The following is a 21,831-nucleotide window of genomic DNA, read 5'->3' on the forward strand; positions in this document are numbered from 1 at the left end:
TTGTATATTAAAAATGACATGTATTTTTAGACAATTTGTTCATTATATAGTAGAAATTGCTAAAGTATGGACATAATGTCTACTTTTAAATATCATAATAAACTTACAGGACGATGGACCAGAAAGATCACCTTATTATGGAATACCTCAAGGAGGATGGGCGTGCTAAAATATCTGATATTTCAAGGGAGTTGAACATACCAAGAATTACAGTTTATGAAAGAATACAGGCAATGATCAAATCAGGCCTTATAAAAAAATTCACCATTGTTCCTGATTATTCTGAGCTTGGAATTCCAGTGATTGCATATATTTTCATTCTGTTTGATTCTAGCAAGGGGTTGAGTCAGAGGGAACTGGCAAAGAGGATTTCCAAAATACCTGAGGTTGAGGAAGTCCACATTGTAGCTGGGGTCTGGGATATATTGATAAAAGTCCGGGCAAGGTCTATGGAAGACATTGGAAATTTTGTTCTTGACAAATTAAGGTCTATCGATGGGATAGACAAAACAGAGACTGTTACAATATTTTCAACTGTTAAATGATGGGGGTTTTGTCCTCTCCTTATATCATTTTTTATTATACCTATGATTTTATTATACTTATGGTAATAACAAAGCCATAAACCTAATCAAAACATTTAAGTCATAATTTTAGTGGGGCAGATCGGGTTTGAACCGACGACCACCTGGTTATGAGCCAGGCGCTCTACCGAGCTAAGCTACTGCCCCATTCTGGCACTGGGATGTGTGAAATAGTTCGAAAGTTCATAAAGATATCGTTGGATCAGACATATTTGCATCATAACATCAGATTTTTTTGTATCTTTACCACCTACTACTAGACTTAATCAGTGTTGTCTCTTATGGATATTATTTGTCCAGTATCTGTTCAAGAACCCTTTGGGCATTTTTCCAGAGAACCTGATCTGAACGATTTCCAAGAAGATCGGCAAGATCGGCGATTTTATCCACACTTTCAAAACCTTTGGGTGTTGTAGATATACCAAGAAAATCAGTCCCTAACGCAACGTGTTCCCATCCGAATCTCTCACCGACATAATCCATGTGCTTTACCATGTCTTCTATTGCTGGTTCAGCACCAAGGGTTTGAGGTATTGCCGTGATGCCAATTATTCCGCCAGTGTCAGATATCGCCTCTATGCATTTGTCATCTATATTCCTTATATGATCAAAAACACCCTTCACATTTCCGTGGGAAAAAACAACTGGAGATGTTGATATTTCACATGCGTCAAGTATGGTGTTTCTGCTGGAATGTCCAAGGTCAACAACCATTCCGTTGTTATTGCACAGCTTTACCATCTCTACTCCAGCACCGGTCAGTCCATAGTCCTTTACTGACATGCAGGAAGCTGCAAATTTTGTGTCGTAATTCCATGTAAGACCTATTGATCTGAAACCAAGTCTTTTGAGAAGAAATACATCGAAAGGATCAGTTAATACATCTGTGCCCTCCAGTGCCATTAGCAACTTTAATCCTTTAAGAGAAAGATCTGATGACTTACTGATAAATGGAACATTCTCAGATCTTGACACGTAATAATAGAACTTTACCTGTTCTATCAGGAGTTGCATCAATGGAGATGTGGATTGTGACGGCGTATGGTATTTTTTAGTAAGTGTTTCCGCAGTTTCATTCCATGTGTTGATATGAGGGAAAACAACTGAGAAAACAGTGCTGGAATCAAACTTCTTCAATTCATTTATGCTTGACTGCCCCAGTCCATTTATAACATCACTTCTCATGGATGAAAAAGCCAAATCCTGGTGAAGGTCCGCTATGTTCATAAGTAAATAGAAATACCATTCAACATAGATAATGCTTTCTTAATGCCACAAAATTGAACCATTGGTGTTGATTCCAAAATAAAGATACTCTATTTTTAAAATATGAAATAAAAAATATAAAAATAAATATAAATTATGTTATCCCCATATAATCTATTTGGGGACGTCAGGTACAAAATAGACATCGGTGGGGCTGAATCTGAGATTTCTCCTGAATTTTGCCCTTACCGGCATTCCGATATGCAGATCTTCCTCATCCGCCCCTATCAAGCGTGCCATGAACAGGGAATTTACTCCATCAAATTCAACCATTATAAGGTGGAATGGGGTTTCAGGCAGGAACTCTTCACTCCCTAAGTAACAGGTGGTGAAAGCATGTATCTTTCCATGATTTGGAAGTTCGTGCCACTCTGTTTCAGAACCGCACATCATGCAGTGTCCTCTGGGAGTTGCGTAAACATATCCGCAATCCCTGTTCTTACATTTACTTCCCATTATTTTCTTCTTTCCCATTGCCCTGAAAAATTCAGAATCCTGGGCATAGCTGTGAATGTAATCAATCTCATAGTGTGACTTCACTATGAGCGGGTCCACGTTGTATACTTCTGTTCCTTTCTGAGTCTCTTCCATTTTAGCATTTGGATTCAGTGTCATTTTACCGCCTCCATGATTGAAACTGTAACATATGTTCCCGTACCTGCATGGCTGTGAATCAAACCACGCTTAGCATTCTTAATCTGCAATGCATCATCGTGGAAATGCTTCTTCACTGAATTCTGCAGTTGCCAGAACATGAAAACTGCCTGCATTATGCCAGTAGCCCCAACCGGGTGACCTGATGCCAGAAGTCCGCCTGATGGATTCACTGGCACTTTACCATGAAGGTCTGATTTCCCCTCCTCTATAAAGCTGCCTCCCTCTCCATATTTACAAAGTCCCAGATCTTCGTAAGTCTGAATTTCTGATGACGTATAAGCATCATGCAGCTCAACCAGGTCTATCTCCTCCAGTGGATCTGTAATCCCAGCTCCTTCATAAGCCTCTTTTGCAGCCATTCTTCCAGCCCTGAATGAATGTATTCCAGGATATTTCAGATTCTTGTAATCAGATTCCTTTTCATTTCCAAGAAGTGGTACTTTACCAAAAGGCCTGTCTGAAAGTCTCATTGTGTCTGTTCCTGTCCCTATGGAAGCAACCTTTACTGGGTGATCTGAAATTTCAAAAGCTTTCTCTTCGGACGCAAGGATTGCAACTGCAGCTCCATCTGACATGGTACAGACATCAAGCCTTGTCAGGGGTGTTGCCACCATTGGTGAATTTCTCACATCCTCAACTGTTATTTTCATTGGACTCTGAGAATATGGATTATGCAGAGCATTACCGTGATTCTTTACAGAAACTTTTGCAAGCTGTTCCACAGTTGTGCCGAACTCGTGAATATGCCTGTTGGCCATCATTGCATAATAACCCGTGTAGAATCCCCCGACAGGATAGTCAAAGTTTGTATCACTGGCGAGTGCAATGAATTCGTTTCCCTTCCATGTATTTACATGGGACATGGTCTCAAAGCCGTATACTGCACAAACGTCCATTCTTCCCGATGCAATCTCCTCAAACCCTGTCTGGAATGCCAGACCACCGGTTGCTCCTCCTCCTTCCACACGTTTGCTGGGCTTTGGAGTTAATCCCAAATAATCCTGTGCCATAATACCAGACATTAGCTGTCTTTGGAAATGATCAGCAAAATATGATGCGACTGACCCATCTATGTCATTCAGTGTGAGGTTTGCGTCATTCAGTGAATAGTCGAATGCCTTTTTTACACGCAACCTAAAATCCATATCCGGCGTGGCCTTGGCGAACTTTGTGACTCCGCCTGAAACCATGTAGACGTCTCTGCCTTTGTGTTTCATATAAATCAATCTATAATGACTGGAAGAATTAATAGATTTTGCAAAACCGTGGGAATAACTATCATACACGAAATTTAATATCGAAAATAACGTTTAATGTGTGTGAAAGCAATAGTGTTGGGTTCTGGTTATATGGGCAAAAACGTAGCCATGAACATAAATGCCGATTCTGTAGCCTACTTTTCAAGACACGAAGTGCCTGAACTCAAAGAACGAAATATCAGATGGATTGAAGGGGATATACTTGATTCAGAAAAGGTGATGGAAGCAATCAAAGATTTTGATAAAATATACTATGCAGTTGGAGTCTGGAAAGGGGAGAGAGAAAAACTTTTCGATGCCCATGTCAACGGAATGAAAAATGTTGCTGCAGCAGTGAAAAAATATGACACAAACCAGAGAATAATCAATCTCTCGTTCATAAACGTACATTATGGAAAGCTTGAACTTTTCCGAATAAAGAGTATTGAGGAAGATAATGCGGCAACTATAAAGAATCACCTTAACGTGAGAATGTCCCCAGTTTACGGTGAAGGTGACACATTTACTAAAAAACTTGTTGATCTTGCTTCCCAGAACCTCCCGAATCTTCCGGATGGAGGGAATCTGGCTCCTATCCATATACTTGATGCCATTAAGGTCATCGAAGCTTCCGAAGGAACAATGGGGGCAATAGACCTATGCGGAACAGAGAAACTGAGATTTGCGGATATGATCAATATTGTGAGAAGCATAATGGGCAAGGGAGAAAAGAGCGTTACAGAGAGTGGATTCTTTTCCAAAAGATCAGTCTCTGCCTTGGCTGAGAAAGGCATTTTTGACGAAGAGGATATAGAAAGATACCTCATGAATTATTACAGGGAGACAACCTGGATAAATAGATTTGTCAAGGAACCCCATAGATTCAAGGATTATGCACAGGAAGCAGTAAAATTAGGGAAATAGGTCTAAGGTCATTTCAGAGCATTACGTGCCCTATTGCTTCCCTGTAAACAAAGGTGCTCAATTTTCCCAGATATTTTATTAAATAATCGGGGATAAATTTTGAGAACTTTTCATCTTTCCGCATGGTAATCAGATAACTTATTGCCAGTGTAATATGGGCGTGACTGCTCAAAAGGTGAGCAGATCTTTTATCACCTTGTGACATTTTCTCCTTCAGATCAAGCCAAACTTCATCCGCATGATTCAGGGCTTTTCTCTGAACATCAGGAAGTTTTGAGTCCGGATCCTTTATCAAATTATAGAGGGTATCAAGCATATCAAGCAATTCTCTTGTGGCCTGCAGCCTGACTCCTTCTCCGATTGACAGACCCATTTCAGCTTCAGCCAATTTAATCTCAGCATCATACATAAAATACGGATGATCCCTCGGAATCTCTGTGTCTATTATTTCGCAGTATGCCATCTCCGGGTTTTCTTCTTCATCACTTTCCATTTTTATACTCCCCCAGTTGCATTATCCTAGGAACCTTTGACGTTCCCCGGGCTTTACAATTCTTTTTCACACAATCGTGTTCAAGTTCAAAAGAATAGCCCCGGGCAGATTCGAACTGCCGTCGACGGGTCCAGAGCCCATTATGCTTGGCCGCTACACCACAGGGCTGTGAGGTTGTGATAGCAAGGAGACTTTTAACACTTTCTCTTTAGAAAGATTGGCAATTATTAGCTGACAATGTCCAGTGTTGAGAAAATATTAATAGTTTCAAGGCTATGGAGAAAGGTGAAAAATTGGAGTGGACACATCTACTTTGATAGCGGTATGCAGTGGAAGGATCTTGAGAAACCATTCCCAGAGATGTGGGAAACTATTGTTAAAGAGACAAAACAGAACCAGGAGGAGGTGCAGTATGATCAACTTACCCTTGAGCTCAATATGGAAGAGATCAGGAAAAACAAAAAACCCATAGGTTACCTTAAAGATGGTGCAAAATATAAAATGGTCTTTCCAATGGATAGAAAAGAAATTATAATTTTCAGGGGGATTTTATCAGAGGACATAAAAGAGGTTACAGAATCCATAGTAAAGATTCTCAAAAACAAGAAAGTCAAGTCAACTGTCGAATATGATAAGATGCTTCTATATGAGATTAAAAAACGTAAGAAATAATATAATCTGACTTTCCATAAGGCTTTATGTGCCTATTTCTCGCGGCACAAAGCAACCCGTGTTTTGTTTAATATTATAAAATTAAAATTGATTAAACAATTCTTATATCTGAACTTGTAATCATGGTTTGATGGTCAGTAGAATAAAAGTTGTTAATGATGTTGGAGAATTGGTTTCAATTTTTCATGCAGCCGATGCCGATACAAAAAGAAAATTGCTTATTGACCTTTCCACAAGTTGGATTACAATGCCAACAATCGAACAGAAATACGGTATAGAAGGTAAAAGAGCACTTCTTTATCTCGACAAGATAAAACTAATAGAAAGTCAGTGGATCACCGGTGCAAATGGGCCGGAAAAGGCATACCATACTTACTACACAAGTGTCCAGATCAACCTTATGGGGTCTATGAATGAACTGGCAGATATAATATACGCTACCACACTCAGTGAAACAAAACTTCTGGAATACGAGGATAGAATTCAGAAAATGATAATCAACGACGAAGGAGTTTTCATGGGAGATGCTGCTGAGAAGCTTGATATTTCCCAGACCCTTTTGCGTGGCATTGTTAGAAGGTCCAGCATTCTCCAGATTAAGGGGTATAAGATAGTAACAGTAAATGGAGTAATTCAATAGACAGACCATGCAAAAGATCCATGTATTGAGGATAAACCACAGGCCATTTAGAGATAAAAGGATCACAACGCATGTAGCTCTTACAGCAAGAGCTTTTGGCGCCTCATCAATATTGATAGACCAGAAAGATGAGGAACTTGAAAATACTGTTAAAAAAGTTAACAAAAATTTTGGAGGATCTTTCATCATAGAAACTGGAATTGAAGCAAAGAAATACGTTTCCAATTACAGGGGAACCGTAGTTCATCTAACGATGTACGGAGAATCGCTTAATAAAATTGTCCCTGAACTGAAAATGTCATTTCAGGAAAATGACATGCTGGTTGTGGTAGGGGCAAGCAAGGTTCCACCTGCATTCTTTGAGAAAAGCCATTACAATGTTTCAGTAACTAACCAGCCTATAAGTGAGGTTTCAGCTCTGGCTATTTTTCTGGACAGGTTATTTGATGGAAGTGAACTTGAGGAAAGTTTTTCCGGGAGGTTGAGAATAGTGCCAACACAGAGAGGAAAGAAAGTTGATTGGATTCCGGACAGGGAAGAGTGCACAGCATTGCTTAAAGAAGAAGGATCTAATGAAAGAATCCTTACACATGTTGAAAAGGTTTCAGAACTGGCCCTTATGATTGGAAAATTGTGCAATGCCGATCTTGGGATTATTGAAGCAGGTTCTTTATTGCACGATATAGGAAGAACGAAGACAAACGGAATAAGGCATGCGGTAGAAGGGGCGGAGATACTGAGAAAGAAGAATGTTTCCCAAATAATCGTAAATATTGTGGAAAGGCACACAGGGGCAGGTATAACAAAGGATGAGGCAATGGAACTTGGCCTTCCGGACAGGGACTTAATGCCTCTGACACTTGAGGAGAAGATAGTGGCCCAGGCAGACAACCTGGTATCTGGGAATGAAACTATAACACTTGATCAGACCGTGGAAAATTACAGGAAAAAAGGACTTTTTAAAGCTGCCCAGAGGATAATCGATCTGCAGAATGAACTTAATAGCAGATGCGGAATCGATATAGATGCAATAATTAAAAATCTGGAAAACCTGCGAAAAGGTTAAAAATAGCTAAAACCTTCCCACTTTGCATCTGCCGCCGTAGCTTAGTTGGTAGAGCACTCGGCTGTTAACCGAGCGGTCGTAGGTTCAAATCCTACCAGCGGCGTATTAATCGCACCTAGACACAATAGAATGGTGCGATCATTCGAAATTTTATTTCTTTCGTCACTCTTTTGTCGGAAAAAATTTCAGGTTTTTGTTTAAGGTTCCGCTGTATTTTTCAAGCGAACATAACGGGATATTAAAAAATTTAGATGTTTCTCTCTATTCTCTGATACCTTTAGTATAAAAACGGTATGAGGGGGATTTCAATATCTTCATAAAAAAATGGAATGCAACAATCTTTGCATCATAAGAATCCTGGAATAAATACAATCACTGACCAAGTATAACAGCACTTCCCTAGGCAGGGATAAGCACTTTAGCAAAGGTCCATGACAAAAGAGAAAAAGGGATCAGTTTCAATGGCAAGCTGAAATATCATTAACAGAAACGGCTAGATGGGAAGCCCCCTTGAATTAACCCGCCAATCTAATACTAGGGTGTCACAGAATCGGACACCTGGACCTTGACAATATCGAATCTAGAAAAAAAATATTTAGGCTTAAATCATTAGCAGAGGTGGAAAATTTTTCTAACGAACATGGAGATGTGTTTCTTATAAAAGTCGACAGGATGATTGACCGGGGGGCACTTATGTCAAGATACAGCAGGACAGCAAGCTTGGACATAAGGGATGTGTATAAAAAAGAATTTCTGAACAACCCCGAAAGAGGAAAGGATTTCTACAAAAAGATTTTCCTTGAGTACGGAGACGAATCCGTGGCGGAGCTAACAACTGCACAGCTGGCTGTTCAGAATATTTCCAACATAGCCACGAAATTCATTGAAGAGTCAAGAGTAGGTTTATCCTATCTTGAAAAATCCTCACGATATGTAAGGTACGATATAAAGGTCAATGGAAAGTACCTGTTTGCATCTGCTGAAAAGATAGGAATTAACGGTAAAAATGCAGAGATATATGAAGATCACTGTGAGTTCCTATTCAAGACATATTCAGATTTCTACTCCGTTCTTTCTGATCTCATAAAAGAAAAGAATCCAATCAGCAGTTTTAGATTTTCTGCCCATGACGGAAGGGAGGTTGATTTTGACGGGTTGGACGAATCAGAAAAAAAGGCTGCCCTCAAATCATATGAAAGTTCAGTAAGGTCAGCTGCTCTCGACGAGATAAGATCACTTCTCCCCGCTTCAACTCTTACTAACCTTGGAATATCTGGAAACGGAAGGTCATTTATTTCGCTTATACAGAGGCTAAAAGCAACAGGAATCAAGGAATGCTTAAAACTTGCAGATGATATTTATGAAGAACTTCACAGAGAACTACCCGAACTCATCGATTCAGCAAAGTCAGAAAGGTCAGATAAATTAGTGGATTATATGATGCAGATTAATGGGCACTATACTCCAGAGAAAAGATCCACTTCACATGGAGTTACTAATTTAACACTTATAAGCTGCGATAGCAGAGATCAATCCCTCGACCGAGTTATATCGATGATTCTCTATAACCAGTCTGGACTTTATGACGACATAGAGAGAACTGTGGCAAAAATGTCAAGATCTGAGAAGGAGAAAGTGATATCAATGTATGCAGAGATCCGCAAAAACAGGCGATTCAAGCCAGGAAGGGCTTTTGAAGCAGTTAACTTCTCCTTTGAGGTCATTACAAATTTTGGTGCATTCAGAGACCTTCAAAGACACAGATTTCTTGGTATTATAAGGAAACCACTCACAGCAGAATTCGGTTATGAAATCCCTGAAATTATAAATTCATCACCAGACCTGCGAGAGAGGTTTGTAAATGCCATGCAGAGAAGCATAGAAGTTTACAGGAGTTTGGCAAAGGACAACCCGGAAACTGCCCAGTATTGTGTTCCATATGCTTTCATGTACCCGGTAGTCGTAAATGCCAATTTACGAGAGATAACATATTTTACAGAACTCAGATCAACTCAGCAGGCTCATCTGGATCTCCGTAGAATAGCGAATCTGATGTACAGTGAGGTCAGGAGGACTCATCCAGAGCTTTCAAAAATTATCAAGTTTGTAGACGGCAACAGCTATGTTCTTGGAAGACTTAAATCAGAAATGAAGAAGGAGACCAGGCTTAAGGGATTTCAGAACCAGGGCCAACAGAATGCAATCTAAACTGAATACGGAAAACGAATAAGGAAACGGATAAGCGTCGCATGTATACCTACACCCTTCCTAGAGTATACCGGTCTTCTTGATATTTATTGATCAAGAAGGCTTAATTTTATTGATTTCTAAAGCGGGATGATCTAAAAAAGTTTATATTGAAGAACATATTTATCCGGTAACTCGAGGTGAAATGATAAATGTTAGGTGGACAAATGCCGATTTTAGTTCTCAAGGAGGGTACCTCCAGAGAACAGGGTAAAAATGCTCAGAAGAATAATATAGAAGCCGCCAAAGCAATTGCTGATGCTATCAGGACCACACTTGGCCCGAAAGGCATGGACAAAATGCTGGTTGATTCTATCGGTGACATAATTATTTCCAATGATGGTGCAACCATTCTGAAGGAAATGGATGTAGATCATCCTACAGCAAAGATGATTGTTGAAGTTGCAAAATCTCAGGACACAGCAGTGGGCGACGGAACAACATCAGCTGTAATTATGGCCGGAGAATTACTTAAGCAGGCTGAGGGGCTTCTTGAACAGGGTGTTCACGCCACTGTTATTGCTAATGGATACAGGCTTGCTGTGAATGAGGCAAAGAAGTACCTTGAAGAGATGGCACTTAAGGCTAAAGACGACAAGACTCTCAAACTCATAGCAATGACCGCACTTTCAGGAAAGAACACAGGGTTGTCAAGTGAACTGCTCTCTGATCTTGTGGTAAAAGCAATAGACGCAGTCGCAGAAGAGAGAAATGGAAAGATAGTTGTGGATACCGCAAACATAAAAGTGGACAAAAAAAATGGCGGAAGCGTCAACGATACCCAGTATATCTCAGGATTGCTAATAGATAAGGAGAAGGTACACGCAAAAATGCCTTCAATAGTCAAGGATGCAAAAATAGCACTGGTAGATTCTGCCCTTGAAATAAAGAAGACCGAAATCGAGGCTAAAGTTCAGATTACAGATCCAACAAAGATCCAGGATTTCCTTAACCAGGAATCTGATACACTCAAACTAATGGTTGAGAAGGTCCACAAGAGCGGAGCAAATGTTATATTCTGCCAGAAGGGAATAGATGACATTGCACAGCACTACCTCGCTAAGGAAGGCATATATGCGGTAAGAAGGGTAAAGAAAAGCGACATGGAAAAGCTTGCTAAGGCCACAGGTGCCAAGATTGTCACAAATCTGGATGATCTGTCAAAAGCATCTCTTGGAGTTGCTGAAAGAGTGGAAGAGAAGAGGATCAGTGATGACAGGATGACATTTGTTACAGGATGCGCAAACCCCAAGGCCGTCAGTATACTGATCCGCGGTGGAACAGACCACGTAGTTTCAGAAATAGAGAGAGCACTTAACGATGCAATAAGGGTTGTAGGGATTACCAAAGAAGACGGCAGATACCTGCCAGGCGGAGGAGCAGTTGAAGCTGAACTCTCTCTAAAAATCAGAAACTACGCAAACAGTGTAGGTGGAAGGGAGCAGTTGGCCATAGAAGCTTTCTCAAAGGCACTTGAGGTTATTCCCAGAACACTTGCTGAGAACGCTGGAATGGATCCAATTAACACACTCATACAGCTTAAGGCAGAACATGAGAAAGGTCAGAAGAACAACGGAATAGACTTCTCCATCAACAAGACAGGGGACATGAACAAAGCGGGAGTTTTCGATCCCCTCCGTGTTAAGAAACATGCTCTGGAAAGTGCTGTTGAGGTGTCCTCCATGATACTCAGAATTGATGACGTGATCGCCAGCAAGAAGAGTTCCGGTGGAGAAGGACCTGGACAGATGCCAGGCGGCATGGGTGGAATGGGCGGTATGGGCGGCGGAATGCCACCATACTGATCCAAAATTAATTTTTGGCATCCTAATTTTTTAAAATTTTAGTTTAGTAATTTTCCTCTATCTACTATGAAAGAATTTTTTCCATGGTATTCCATAACCTGAAGAGTAAAGGTCTGGGAAAGACCGCCCATCCCATCTCTTAGTTTCGAACCCGTCAATGCAGTTGGCATTTTAATGAACGATACTGTGTCCCGCAAAGGGTCAATATTAGAGTGTTTCCCCCCCACATTTCCCAAAAGTCACGGTGGTGACAGGGTGGTAATAGGAATCTATTTACATAAACGTAAGGAAGTAGTTTGTGAAAGAGACGAAAAGGGAAAGATGGTGAAGGAAACATTTATCCTTCTATGAATCATGAACATTAAATCCTTCAGAATGGAGAAGATGCAAAAACAGTTGTCATTTGTATATTGAGATTGTTAAAAAGCCATCTTCCGCTTGTAACTAAAGGAGAAACGCGGTATAATTTATTACTTACCTGTAAAATCAAAAATGATAGAACAGATTTATCTATTTTCAAGTGATTGCTGGCCGGTGAAATTTTGAATCTATACGAATACATGGGTAAAGAGATTTTCAGGAAAAATGGGATACCAGTACCAGATGGGTACGTAGTTGAAAGTGCAAGCCAACTAAAACCGTTCAAGAAACCTTCAGTTGTAAAATCACAGATACTCCTTGGAGGGAGAGGCAAATCAGGTGGTATCAAATTCGCCAAAAGCGACGCTGATCTGAAAGCAGCAGCTACCGAACTGCTTGGGTCCAAAATAAGGAACCTTACTGTAACTAAGGTTTTAATCGAAGATATGCTGAACATTAAGAAAGAACTATATGTAAGTATTGCCCTGAGCAGATCGGACAGGGAGCCCGTTCTTATCGCCAGCAATTCCGGAGGTGTGGAGATAGAGTCAGTTCCACAGGGTGAAATATTTACAAAAAAAATAGACCCACTTCTCGGTTATTCCGACTTTATAGGCAGGGAAGCCTCAGCCTTTATGAAGCTGGACCCAGAGATTGGAAAGCAGTTCAGATCACTTCTGGTGAATCTCTATAACGTCTTTGTAAGTGAAGACTGCGAGCTAGTTGAGATAAATCCACTTGTAGTCACTGCCGAAGGAAATCTTATAGCCGCAGATGCAAAGGTCATTATGGACTCCGACTCTTTCTTCAGGCATAAAGATATAGTTATAACAGACCCTGAGAAGACTCCCCTGGAACTGGAAGCGCAGGGAAAAGGATATGCGTTTGTAGAACTTGATGGAAAGATTGGTGTTATTGCAAACGGTGCAGGACTTACAATGGCCACACTTGATGCACTGACACTTCATAATGGGAAACCCAGAAATTTCCTGGACCTGGGTGGAACGGACAATGTTGATATAGTAGTGGAAGCATTTGATCTGGTTCTGAAGGCTAATCCTAAGGCCATTCTGGTAAATATATTCGGCGGAGTTACTAAATGTGACACTGTGGCAAATGGCATTGTGGCAGCAAAGAACAAATTTTCCATTAAGAAGCCTATGGTGGTAAGACTTAGCGGGGTTCATGAAGAAGAGGGAAGGCAGATTTTGAAAGAAAACGGAATAGAATCATATCCCACAATGATGGAAGCAATTGAAAGAGTGGTAAAAGTATCGGAGGTGCAGTAAATGGCAGTATATGTAGATGAAAACACAAAGGTTATAGTTCAGGGTATTACAGGACATCAGGGATCATTCCACGCTGGAGAAATGATAAAATTCGGCACTAAAGTCGTGGCTGGAATTTCGCCGGGTAAAGGAGGAACCAAATTCCAGGACAAGGTTCCCATCGTTAACAGTGTCGCTGACGCAATGAGTTTCTCCCCTGATGCAACAATGATCTCAGTGGCAGCGCCATTTGTGAAGGATGCAGCCTATGAGGCAATTGATGCAGGTATCGGGATTGTGTACATTCTCACAGAGCATGTTCCTTTCCATGACACAATGGAAATTGTTCACCAGGCAAAAAGAAAGGGCATAACGGTAATGGGACCCAATGGACCTGGAATAACTGTCCCTGGAAAGTGCAAAATAGGAATAATGCCAAACCAGATCTTTAAAGATGGAGATGTTGCAGTTGCCTCCAGAAGCGGTACACTTACCTATGAAATTGTAGAGGCCATTACAAGAAGTGGAATGGGGGAGAGTGCTGTCATCGGCCTTGGGGGAGATCCTGTTGTAGGCCTGACATTTATAGATGTACTGAAGAAATTCAACGATGATCCAAAGACAAATAAAATTGTTCTTGTTGGAGAAATCGGAGGAAACAACGAGGAACTTGCAGCGGCTTACATAAAGGCAAACATAAAGAAACAGGTTGTTGCATATATAACAGGAAGGAGTGCACCCCCTGGAAAGAGAATGGGTCACGCAGGAGCTATAATCGAGAAGGGCGTAGGAACTGCAGAATCCAAAATAAAGGCATTCAATGAAGCCAGCGTGAAGGTTGCGGACTATCCTGTAGACGTCCCAAAACTGCTGAGATGATAATGGATGAAAAGAGATATTATATCAGTCACAGATATGATGGAGGATCTGGAAGACATAGTGGATCTCTCCATTAAATTGAAAAAGGAAAGATACAGTTCCTATGATGTGGCCAGAAACAGAATTCTTGGGATGATATTCGAGAAACCCAGTACAAGGACCAGGGTGTCCCTTGAGACAGGTATGACCCAGATAGGAGGACATGCCATTTACCTGAACCCAAATGATATGCAGGTTGGAAGAGGAGAAACTGTGGCAGATACAGCAAGAGTTCTGTCCAGAATGGTTGATGTTATTTCATACCGTGCCTTCAAGCATTCCAACGTTGTGGAACTAGCAAAAAACGCATCAGTTCCGGTTATCAATGCACTAGATGATCTTGAACACCCTGTCCAGATTGTCGCGGATCTTATGACAATCAAGGAAAAGAAAGGAAAACTTGCAGGCCTTAAACTTGCATATTCTGGAGATGGGAACAACATGGCTAATTCACTGATGCTTGGATGCGCTATTACTGGAATGGACGCAAGTATAGGCTGCCCGGAAAAGTACAAGCCCAATGCTGAGATTTTCAATATGGCCAAAGAGATAGGCGAATCTACCGGATCAAGAATTGAAATAGTTCACCATCCAGCAAAAGCAGTTGAATCTGCAGATATAATCTATACTGATGTATGGGTGTCAATGGGTGAGGAATCCCAGAAATCTGAGAAGGAGAAGATATTTAAACCGTTTCAGGTCAATGATGATCTGGTATCTCATGCAAACAAGGATTACCTTTTCATGCACTGTCTCCCTGCTCATAGGGGGCTTGAAGTTTCTGAATCTGTAATGGGCAGTTTGCACAGTGTGGTATTTGACGAAGCTGAGAACCGCTTGCATACTGCAAAGGGGATCCTTCTTACTTTACTTTAAATACTTTACAAATTACATTTCTCTTATTAAATTGGATTATTTTGAAGTTCAAAAAATTTATATTGTACTTATTCATCGAAATCTATGCCATTGCCATCAAAGAGGAAAGACGATCTAAACAGATATATAAGGGAAAGGAGGCATGAAAGTGTCCTTGGAGATATTCCCTTTGTTCTTGTTCCGGTGTGGCAGATCAAGATTCGCGAAAGGTTTGGCATTAGCGTTGACAGAGAAATAGCAGAATATATTGTACTGGCAGCACATGAAAAAGGCACATGGAAAAAACAGAGAGCCATCAGAAAAATTGAAAAAATTTTCCTGAACAGGGGAGAGTCACCTGAAGATTCAAGAAGAATGGCCAATGATGTGGTCAATCTTGCTGTAGGAAGTAGCTCACAACAATAAGATGAAGGTAATAAAGGGAAGAAAGGACCTTGCCATTTTTTTGCAGAATTTGGATCATTCTGTCATCTACAGGAATGATCTGGAACAGTATCCCACAGACGCTGAAACCGCAGCCACTGTAATCTTTAATGCATTTATGTCCGGGGATATTGCAGGGAAAAGCGTGGTTGATCTTGGAACAGGAAATGGGCTATTTGCCATAGGGGCACATGTTCTTGGTGCAGAAACTGTAGTTGGAATAGATGTAGATTCGGAACAGGTCAGGATAGCCAGAAAAAATGGAGAAGGGACGGGAATAAAATTTCTGCAAATGGATGTTTCGGAAGTTACAGGCCATTTTGATACTGTCATTATGAATCCTCCATTTGGTTCAGTTGTAAAGGGGGCAGATAGACCTTTCATGGAGAAGGCCCTGGAAATTGGTAACAAGATTTACGCAATACACAACTTGAAAGGAATTGAGTTTGTTTCAAAGTTTTACGGCAAAAATGCAACCGTTCTGCGGATAGAGAGGTTGGGAATACGGGTTCCCAGAATCTACGCTCACCACACATCGGACTATTCTGTTATACCCTCAGTGTTTTTTGAATTGAAGAGCAGGATCAGTTCACAATTAACCACGAAATAATAATTAAGGTCCTTCTAATTTCCGACAGTAAATGGCCGGGGTGGGGTAGTGGGCATCCTTGGGGACTGTGGATCCCCGGACCCGGGTTCAATTCCCGGTCCCGGCCTCTTGTAATTATTTAAATTCCACCGCAAGTTGCTACTTTATGATAATTTATTGATGAGTTAAAATCCATGAATATTGATGCATCCTGGAAGTTCAGCCCGTGAATTAATAGTGTTTGCTTCAAATGATTTACCTGGAATTATGCATATCAAAATATATGCAGATATTTTTTGTATTATTATATTATGGTTACTGTATAGGGGTCCATAGTCAATTCATGGAAAAATAAATTGACATCAGTTCATTATTTAGACTCCACTGATGATTCAATTCTTATCTTTGATCTTTTCAGTAAAAAGTATGTGAGATATGAAACAAGACAGTTTCTCATATCAGATTCTATTACTTTATACCCGTCCTTAACCAAAAACATGCCCATATGGTTGAGGGTAGACAAGATTTTAAAGAAATCTCAGAACAGACAATATTTACCGGTAACACGATAGACAGGAAAATTGACCAAGAGATTTTCAAACAGCACTCTGAATATGATAAAATTGAAAATTACGGAATCTAAGGAATCATCTTAAAACATGGAAAAGATCTTCCCGTGTCAAAATTATTTATTGCCACCCCCATTGGTAAATTAAAGTATAATCTTATGCACAGCAGTTATGGGATAAAGCAATATCTCGAACGCGAAACATTAAATGGTTAAAAAAACTGATTATACAGACATCAGGGCAAAAGGTGACCATTGAAGACTGATTGGCAATATTTTTTGTACTCAAAAAAGCAATGCTTCATGATATCTGACCAGGACATATTATGTTACTTTTGGAAAATTATGTGCCAATAATCCGGTGAGATCAGAAGATCTTCATTGAGGTAAAAAGACTCAAAAATTATGGTGACTAAAGTTCAGGATCCGTCGGAGGGTCTAAAATCATTATTTACCATATCCATGAAAGCGGTTTCCACAATCTCAGGAGGTACATGCCTGATGATCTCATAGAGTAACTCCTGCCTGTTCTTTCCGTATTTGTCTGCTTCCTTCAGGACATCTTCAATGTCAATATGTCCATTCTTTGCGGATTGAATTATATTTAACAGATCATAGTTTGACCGACCACTGTCTTTCTCAAATTTTACACGCGGAGTTATTTCTTTGAGATCATCAAGAAATTCATCTGCCACTCTGGCATGGATTGGCGATATATTCAGGTGAAGACTTGACGGCATATGATCAGCTTCAGACCCGGGTTGAACCTGCAGGAACCATCCTTTTTTCTTTAATTCTGTGCCTATTCTGAATATGTCAGTCTCGGAGGAAGAAAAGGCAAAAACTGTAGTCTCAGGAGAACCAACAATATGATAGCCGAGTTTTAACAGGCCATTCACTATTTTTTCCTTTGCCGCAAGTGTTTTACGCGCCAGTTCTAAATATCCAGTAATCCCAAGCGAATTCATCACAGCCCACGACGCTGCCATTGGAGCGGCCGATTTTGTCGACTGAATTCCAACGTTGGACATGGGGTATCCTGGCCAGTTTGCATTCACATAAAGCTGGTATCTCCTAAAATCATGATTCCTGTAAAGAATGACTGATGAACCTTTTGGAGTGAAACCATATTTGTGAAGATCGAGTGATATGGAGGTCACTCCTGGAACCATGAAGTCCCATTTTCTGACTTCAACTCCAGCCATGGAAAGGAATGGGAGTATCATGCCACCAACACATGCGTCTACATGCAGCCAAATTTTATGCTTTTCCGCAATCGCCCCAATCTCATCTATGGGATCTATTACTCCAAAGGGAAAATTGGGTGCAGAAGTCACAATTATGGCTGTATTTTCAGTTATTGCCTTCTCGATTTTATCCGGGATGGATCTGAATGAATCCTCATCAACATGTACCCTGATCACTTTTATTCCAAGATATTCAGCCGCTTTTCTGAATGCAGGATGTGCTGTTACAGGAACAATCATCTCTGGAGTTCTATTGTTTCCTTTCTCTGAAAAGAACATGTCTCTAGCAGATTTAACCGCAAGAAGTATACTTTCAGTCCCTCCTGTTGTAAAGTTTCCAGCTATATTTGAATCTCCATGCAGCAGAGAACCTACCATTGCCACAATATCGTTCTCAATCCTCAAGGTACTGGGAAATGCATGGTAATCCATACCGTTCCTGTTAAGGAATTCCACAAAAATATCATTTGCCTCCTTTAAACTCTTCATGTCTGGATCATAAAGATAGGTGAATAGCCTCCCCTCTTTAACATCTATGTCACTTTCGGTATATTTATAAAGTTCTTCTCTGACAATATCCATTGAACTTGACTTCTCAGGCATTTTTTTTATAATACGATCACCTCGTTTTAAATGAATTCCAAATCACTGGTTGACATCTACTTTACTACTTCAAAATTCAGATTTTACTGAATTCTTTATAGAATTACCAGGAATTAAAATTAAGGCATATTAGTTAAATATTACGGATTTTAATCAACGAATTTGTCATACTTATGTTGTAATAACAGAATAGAAAGTTATAGATTTATGCAATGAGGAAATGTTCATAAATGTTCAAAGCTAAATTAGGTTCATCTGACCAGGAAAGTGCAAGGATTTATGGAGACGGAGAAGAATGAGAAATGAGGGGGAGGAAAGCCCAAAATTGCTGGGCATTCTCGGAGGCATGGGACCTGCCGCTACAATAGATTTTATGGATAAGTTGGTTAAAGTTACAGCAGCGAAAAAAGATCAGGATCAGATACCGGCATTGGTATACAACAACACCCAGATTCCAGACAGGAATGAAGCTTTTCTCAGGGGTGGGGAATCTCCGTTGCCTGAACTTATAAAAAGCGCTAAAATACTGGAAAAATCCGGATGCGACATCATGGCAATTCCCTGCAACACAGCCCATATATGGTTTGATGAGATAGCTAATAGTACAACTATGGAAGTCCTGAATGCTCCAGGAATTGTTTCGAAGAAACTGTCTAGAGGGAGCAGAGCAGGGATTATATGTACCACTCCTGTAAAACTCTCCGGTCTGTACAGGGATTCCCTCCTTGAAAGAGATGTCGAACTGTTCTATCCGGAAAGCCAGGATGCCGTCATGGAGGCAATATATATGGTTAAGTCCGGAAAAATGCACAAGGCAGAGCAAATTTTTATGGAACAGGTAGATTCGTTGAGGAGAGAAGGGTGTGAGAGAATAATTGCAGGGTGCAGTGAGGTTTCTGTAGCCCTTGGAAAGTCAGATCCAATGCAATTCCTTGTGGATCCAATGGAATCACTTGCAGCAGAGTGTGCAAGGCGTTTTAAAAAAATATAGTTCAGTCACCTTTCCTGTATATATCAAGAATTGATCTGAGGTTCCTGATGGCTTTGTTATGGCTGTAGGGAACTTCGGTGTTGTTTTTAACCGAATCGACAAATCCCTTTATTTCCAGATTAAACACATCCTCTTGATGTATCTCCACTTTTTCTCCATTTAATACAGGATTTCCGTATACATATCTAAGTCCAGTCATACTTTTAAACTCCTCCAGCGGCCTGGACTTGATATCCTCATATATGCTTCCTTCACTACCTATAATCTCATAAGAAGGAAGTCTTGGAAAAGATCTGTATGCCCATGAATAGAAGAACATCCCATGTGACCCACTAGTAAAATGAAATAGCGCAACAGTGGTGTCTTCCCCTTCCAGTGAAGATCCTCCATGATAGGAATAGGAATCAATCCTGCTGTAATCTCCCCCTATATCCAGGATAGTTTCGATGTAATGAATGCCGCCATCTATAAGTGCCCCTCCACCCATCTCTTCCTTCTTTGATCTCCAGCCGGTTTTTTTATACTCTCTCTGGTCCCTTACAAGTATGGTATGAACCTTCCCTATCATGTTCTCATTTACTAGTTTTATTGCCATGTTCAGGGAGGGGTCAAAATTATACTGTTCTGCAACCATAAACTTTACATTGTTCTTCACTGAAGCCTCTATAATTTCTGTTGCCTCTTCAATTGTGGTTGCTATGGGTTTTTCCATTATGACATGTTTACCAAGTTCCATGCATCTTATTGATATATCTCTGTGCATTTTGTGGGGAAGGACAATATCCGCTATATCAGAATTAGAATGTATGGCATCATCAATGTTATCGAAGACCTCCTTAACGCCGTAATTTTTCCTGTAGTACTCAAGAACTTCAGGATTCCTGTCATAAACTGAAAATTCTATTCCCAACTGTTTATATGATTCTCCATGAAGCTTCCCAAAACCGTTTCCACCAATCAGCGTGACTTTCATGGATATGCAATGTGTTTTGATTATTATTAAGATTCCTATGGAAGAAAGGTATTTTTAACCTCTATCTCCATTTCCTTTGACTAAAACTGGCCTTCACTCCAAATTGAGCTAATTTTGGAAAGGTTATTTACCGCCTTAAGTATATTTGAATGTTACTTATGAACCAGACAGATTATTTCATGCACAGGTCAATCATGGAACAGCCAACCGCTTTTAAAAGTATACTCACATCACACAACAAAGAATTTTCTGAAGCATCGCACATTTTAGGAAATTCAAAAAATATATTCCTGATTGGTACAGGATCTTCCCTTCATGCTGCTATGTTTGGCAGGTTCATTCTTGAAAAATATGTTGAAAATAAGAACATAATGGTATACTCATCATTTGAGTTCTCCAATTATACACCGGATCTATCAAGAGATGATACAGTCATTGTTATAAGCCACAGAGGCTATAAAATGTACAGTTATGATTCCCTTAAAAAGGCCAGAAATGCAGGGTGTAAAACTGTAGCCATAACTGGGGTTTCAAGCAGCATTAAGAAAGGAGATGCTGATTTTATATTCACCACCGTTGAACAGGAGAAATCCTCAGCCCATACAATAAGCCTTACCAGTGCTGTAGCTGTGCTTTTGAAACTTGCTGCGTCTTCAAAGCTGGAAGCAACACAGGAGAAAGAATCGCTGGAGAAACTTGCAGAATCAATTGTACCGGGAATGGAAAAAGCGCTTAAACTGGAAAAAGAACTAAAGGATATGTCGAAGAAAATGGATTTTTCCCAAAGAGTATGGATATTTGGAGGAGGTCCCAACTCAGTAACCGCTATGGAAGCAGCATTAAAAATGCAAGAGACCAGCTATGTAACAGCTTATGGATACGAAATTGAACAGCTTATCCACGGTCCAGTAAGGGCTGCTGATCTGTCACATGACATTTTCATATGCATTTCCACATGGGGTAAATCGTATGAACGAATCCAAAATTTTGCAAAAGCTTTGAGATCATTGAATGTAAGCGTCATTGAAATCACTGACCGGAATGATTCTCAAGAAAAAAATTTAGTATCTGTACAAAGAACTGAGGAAGAGTTTTCCCCCCTGATAAACCTCATTGTGCTTCAGCTGCTTTCGCTATCTGTTGCCGTTGCAAGGGGAAAGAATCCTGATAATTTCAGGTCAGATAATTCTGCCTTTGCCAGATTAGACGAAATGATCAAACTGTAATTGTTGTTCATTAAGTTTAAAAGTCTAATGAACGCATAAAAGTGAATCACCGGGAATGATTATGAAAATATTGTTCGACAATGGCGTTATGATAATCAGGAAAGATCTGGCAATAAAAGTAATGAATGGGGGTTAAAAGCAGATCTATTGGACAGTTTGCAGTCCTTGAGGATTACATGCTGAATCAATCTGAAGCT

General features: G+C 40.2%; 20 protein-coding genes and 4 tRNA genes. 16 read left to right on the forward strand and 8 right to left on the reverse strand.

Translation table 11 applies throughout. The annotated features are described in order from the left end of the window. The first annotated feature begins 113 nt into the window (after positions 1-113). Complete coding sequence (locus OXIME_RS02610) at positions 114-545, forward strand: Lrp/AsnC family transcriptional regulator (RefSeq protein ID WP_393971930.1); 432 nt, start codon at positions 114-116, stop codon at positions 543-545. Positions 546-657: 112 nt separating this feature from the next. On the opposite strand, the gene OXIME_RS02615 is transcribed toward OXIME_RS02610, so the two are convergent. The 4 genes from OXIME_RS02615 to OXIME_RS02630 all read right to left on the reverse strand — a co-directional run bounded on the left by OXIME_RS02615 (position 658) and on the right by OXIME_RS02630 (position 3,724). Next, positions 658-731, reverse strand: a tRNA-Met gene (locus OXIME_RS02615). A 141-nt stretch (positions 732-872) separates the two neighbouring features. Then, a complete protein-coding gene (locus tag OXIME_RS02620) occupies positions 873-1,811 on the reverse strand; it encodes a membrane dipeptidase (protein ID WP_393971931.1) in 939 nt (312 codons plus the stop codon). Positions 1,812-1,964: 153 nt separating this feature from the next. After that, on the reverse strand, positions 1,965-2,465 hold the full coding sequence (locus OXIME_RS02625; protein WP_393971932.1) for a Zn-ribbon domain-containing OB-fold protein: 501 nt from the start codon (positions 2,463-2,465) through the stop codon (positions 1,965-1,967). Further along, complete coding sequence (locus OXIME_RS02630) at positions 2,462-3,724, reverse strand: thiolase domain-containing protein (protein WP_393971933.1); 1,263 nt, start codon at positions 3,722-3,724, stop codon at positions 2,462-2,464. Before OXIME_RS02630 ends, OXIME_RS02625 begins: the two co-directional genes overlap by 4 nt. Positions 3,725-3,826: 102 nt before the next feature. Here OXIME_RS02630 and OXIME_RS02635 point away from each other — a divergent pair, with 102 nt between their 5' ends. Next, entirely contained in the window at positions 3,827-4,669 is an 843-nt protein-coding gene (locus OXIME_RS02635; RefSeq protein ID WP_393971934.1) for an NAD-dependent epimerase/dehydratase family protein, read from the forward strand. A 13-nt stretch (positions 4,670-4,682) separates the two neighbouring features. On the opposite strand, the gene OXIME_RS02640 is transcribed toward OXIME_RS02635, so the two are convergent. Further along, positions 4,683-5,162: a DUF1940 domain-containing protein gene (locus OXIME_RS02640; RefSeq protein WP_393971935.1), complete on the reverse strand. Its 480-nt coding sequence runs from the start codon at positions 5,160-5,162 to the stop codon at positions 4,683-4,685. A gap of 95 nt (positions 5,163-5,257) precedes the next feature. Next, positions 5,258-5,330 (reverse strand) — tRNA-Gln (locus OXIME_RS02645). Between the two features lie 117 nt (positions 5,331-5,447). Between OXIME_RS02645 and OXIME_RS02650 the strand changes: the two genes are divergently transcribed. The 12 genes from OXIME_RS02650 (at position 5,448) to OXIME_RS02705 (ending at position 16,153) form a co-directional block, all read left to right on the forward strand. Continuing rightward, positions 5,448-5,834 carry a hypothetical protein gene (locus OXIME_RS02650; RefSeq protein ID WP_393971936.1) on the forward strand — a complete coding sequence of 129 codons (387 nt, stop codon included), beginning with the start codon at positions 5,448-5,450 and terminating at the stop codon, positions 5,832-5,834. 130 nt (positions 5,835-5,964) lie between these two features. Continuing rightward, positions 5,965-6,474, forward strand: coding sequence for an ArsR family transcriptional regulator (locus tag OXIME_RS02655; protein WP_393971937.1), 510 nt, complete (start codon positions 5,965-5,967; stop codon positions 6,472-6,474). A gap of 7 nt (positions 6,475-6,481) precedes the next feature. Next, complete coding sequence (locus OXIME_RS02660; protein ID WP_393971938.1) at positions 6,482-7,540, forward strand: tRNA (cytidine(56)-2'-O)-methyltransferase; 1,059 nt, start codon at positions 6,482-6,484, stop codon at positions 7,538-7,540. Positions 7,541-7,570: 30 nt separating this feature from the next. Next, positions 7,571-7,643, forward strand: a tRNA-Asn gene (locus tag OXIME_RS02665). A gap of 515 nt (positions 7,644-8,158) precedes the next feature. After that, positions 8,159-9,748 (forward strand): FAD-dependent thymidylate synthase, encoded by a 1,590-nt coding sequence (locus tag OXIME_RS02670; protein ID WP_393971939.1) that lies wholly within the window; start codon positions 8,159-8,161, stop codon positions 9,746-9,748. 191 nt (positions 9,749-9,939) lie between these two features. Continuing rightward, positions 9,940-11,592, forward strand: coding sequence for a thermosome subunit beta (gene thsB / locus OXIME_RS02675; protein WP_393971940.1), 1,653 nt, complete (start codon positions 9,940-9,942; stop codon positions 11,590-11,592). Between the two features lie 542 nt (positions 11,593-12,134). Next, positions 12,135-13,241, forward strand: a complete 1,107-nt coding sequence (gene sucC, locus OXIME_RS02680; protein WP_393971941.1) for an ADP-forming succinate--CoA ligase subunit beta — start codon at positions 12,135-12,137, stop codon at positions 13,239-13,241. Beyond that, a complete protein-coding gene (gene sucD / locus OXIME_RS02685; RefSeq protein ID WP_393971942.1) occupies positions 13,242-14,099 on the forward strand; it encodes a succinate--CoA ligase subunit alpha in 858 nt (285 codons plus the stop codon). A gap of 6 nt (positions 14,100-14,105) precedes the next feature. Continuing rightward, on the forward strand, positions 14,106-15,014 hold the full coding sequence (gene argF, locus OXIME_RS02690) for an ornithine carbamoyltransferase (protein WP_393971943.1): 909 nt from the start codon (positions 14,106-14,108) through the stop codon (positions 15,012-15,014). A gap of 84 nt (positions 15,015-15,098) precedes the next feature. Further along, positions 15,099-15,419: a hypothetical protein gene (locus tag OXIME_RS02695; RefSeq protein WP_393971944.1), complete on the forward strand. Its 321-nt coding sequence runs from the start codon at positions 15,099-15,101 to the stop codon at positions 15,417-15,419. A 1-nt stretch (position 15,420) separates the two neighbouring features. Continuing rightward, complete coding sequence (locus OXIME_RS02700; RefSeq protein ID WP_393971945.1) at positions 15,421-16,047, forward strand: METTL5 family protein; 627 nt, start codon at positions 15,421-15,423, stop codon at positions 16,045-16,047. 34 nt (positions 16,048-16,081) lie between these two features. Next, positions 16,082-16,153, forward strand: a tRNA-His gene (locus tag OXIME_RS02705). A gap of 860 nt (positions 16,154-17,013) precedes the next feature. Here the strand turns inward: OXIME_RS02705 and OXIME_RS02710 are convergent. Further along, positions 17,014-18,444, reverse strand: a complete 1,431-nt coding sequence (locus OXIME_RS02710) for a pyridoxal phosphate-dependent decarboxylase family protein (RefSeq protein ID WP_393971946.1) — start codon at positions 18,442-18,444, stop codon at positions 17,014-17,016. Positions 18,445-18,739: 295 nt separating this feature from the next. Between OXIME_RS02710 and OXIME_RS02715 the strand changes: the two genes are divergently transcribed. Further along, on the forward strand, positions 18,740-19,435 hold the full coding sequence (locus OXIME_RS02715; protein WP_393971947.1) for an aspartate/glutamate racemase family protein: 696 nt from the start codon (positions 18,740-18,742) through the stop codon (positions 19,433-19,435). Between the two features lies 1 nt (position 19,436). On the opposite strand, the gene OXIME_RS02720 is transcribed toward OXIME_RS02715, so the two are convergent. Then, the gene (locus tag OXIME_RS02720) at positions 19,437-20,408 is read right to left on the reverse strand and encodes a Gfo/Idh/MocA family protein (RefSeq protein ID WP_393971948.1); all 972 of its coding nucleotides are present in this window, start codon (positions 20,406-20,408) and stop codon (positions 19,437-19,439) included. A gap of 158 nt (positions 20,409-20,566) precedes the next feature. Between OXIME_RS02720 and OXIME_RS02725 the strand changes: the two genes are divergently transcribed. Beyond that, the gene (locus OXIME_RS02725; RefSeq protein WP_393971949.1) at positions 20,567-21,634 is read left to right on the forward strand and encodes an SIS domain-containing protein; all 1,068 of its coding nucleotides are present in this window, start codon (positions 20,567-20,569) and stop codon (positions 21,632-21,634) included. The last annotated feature ends 197 nt before the right edge of the window (positions 21,635-21,831 follow it).

This window comes from Oxyplasma meridianum (genome assembly GCF_038024865.1).
Taxonomy (GTDB): Archaea; Thermoplasmatota; Thermoplasmata; order Thermoplasmatales; family Thermoplasmataceae; genus Oxyplasma; species Oxyplasma meridianum.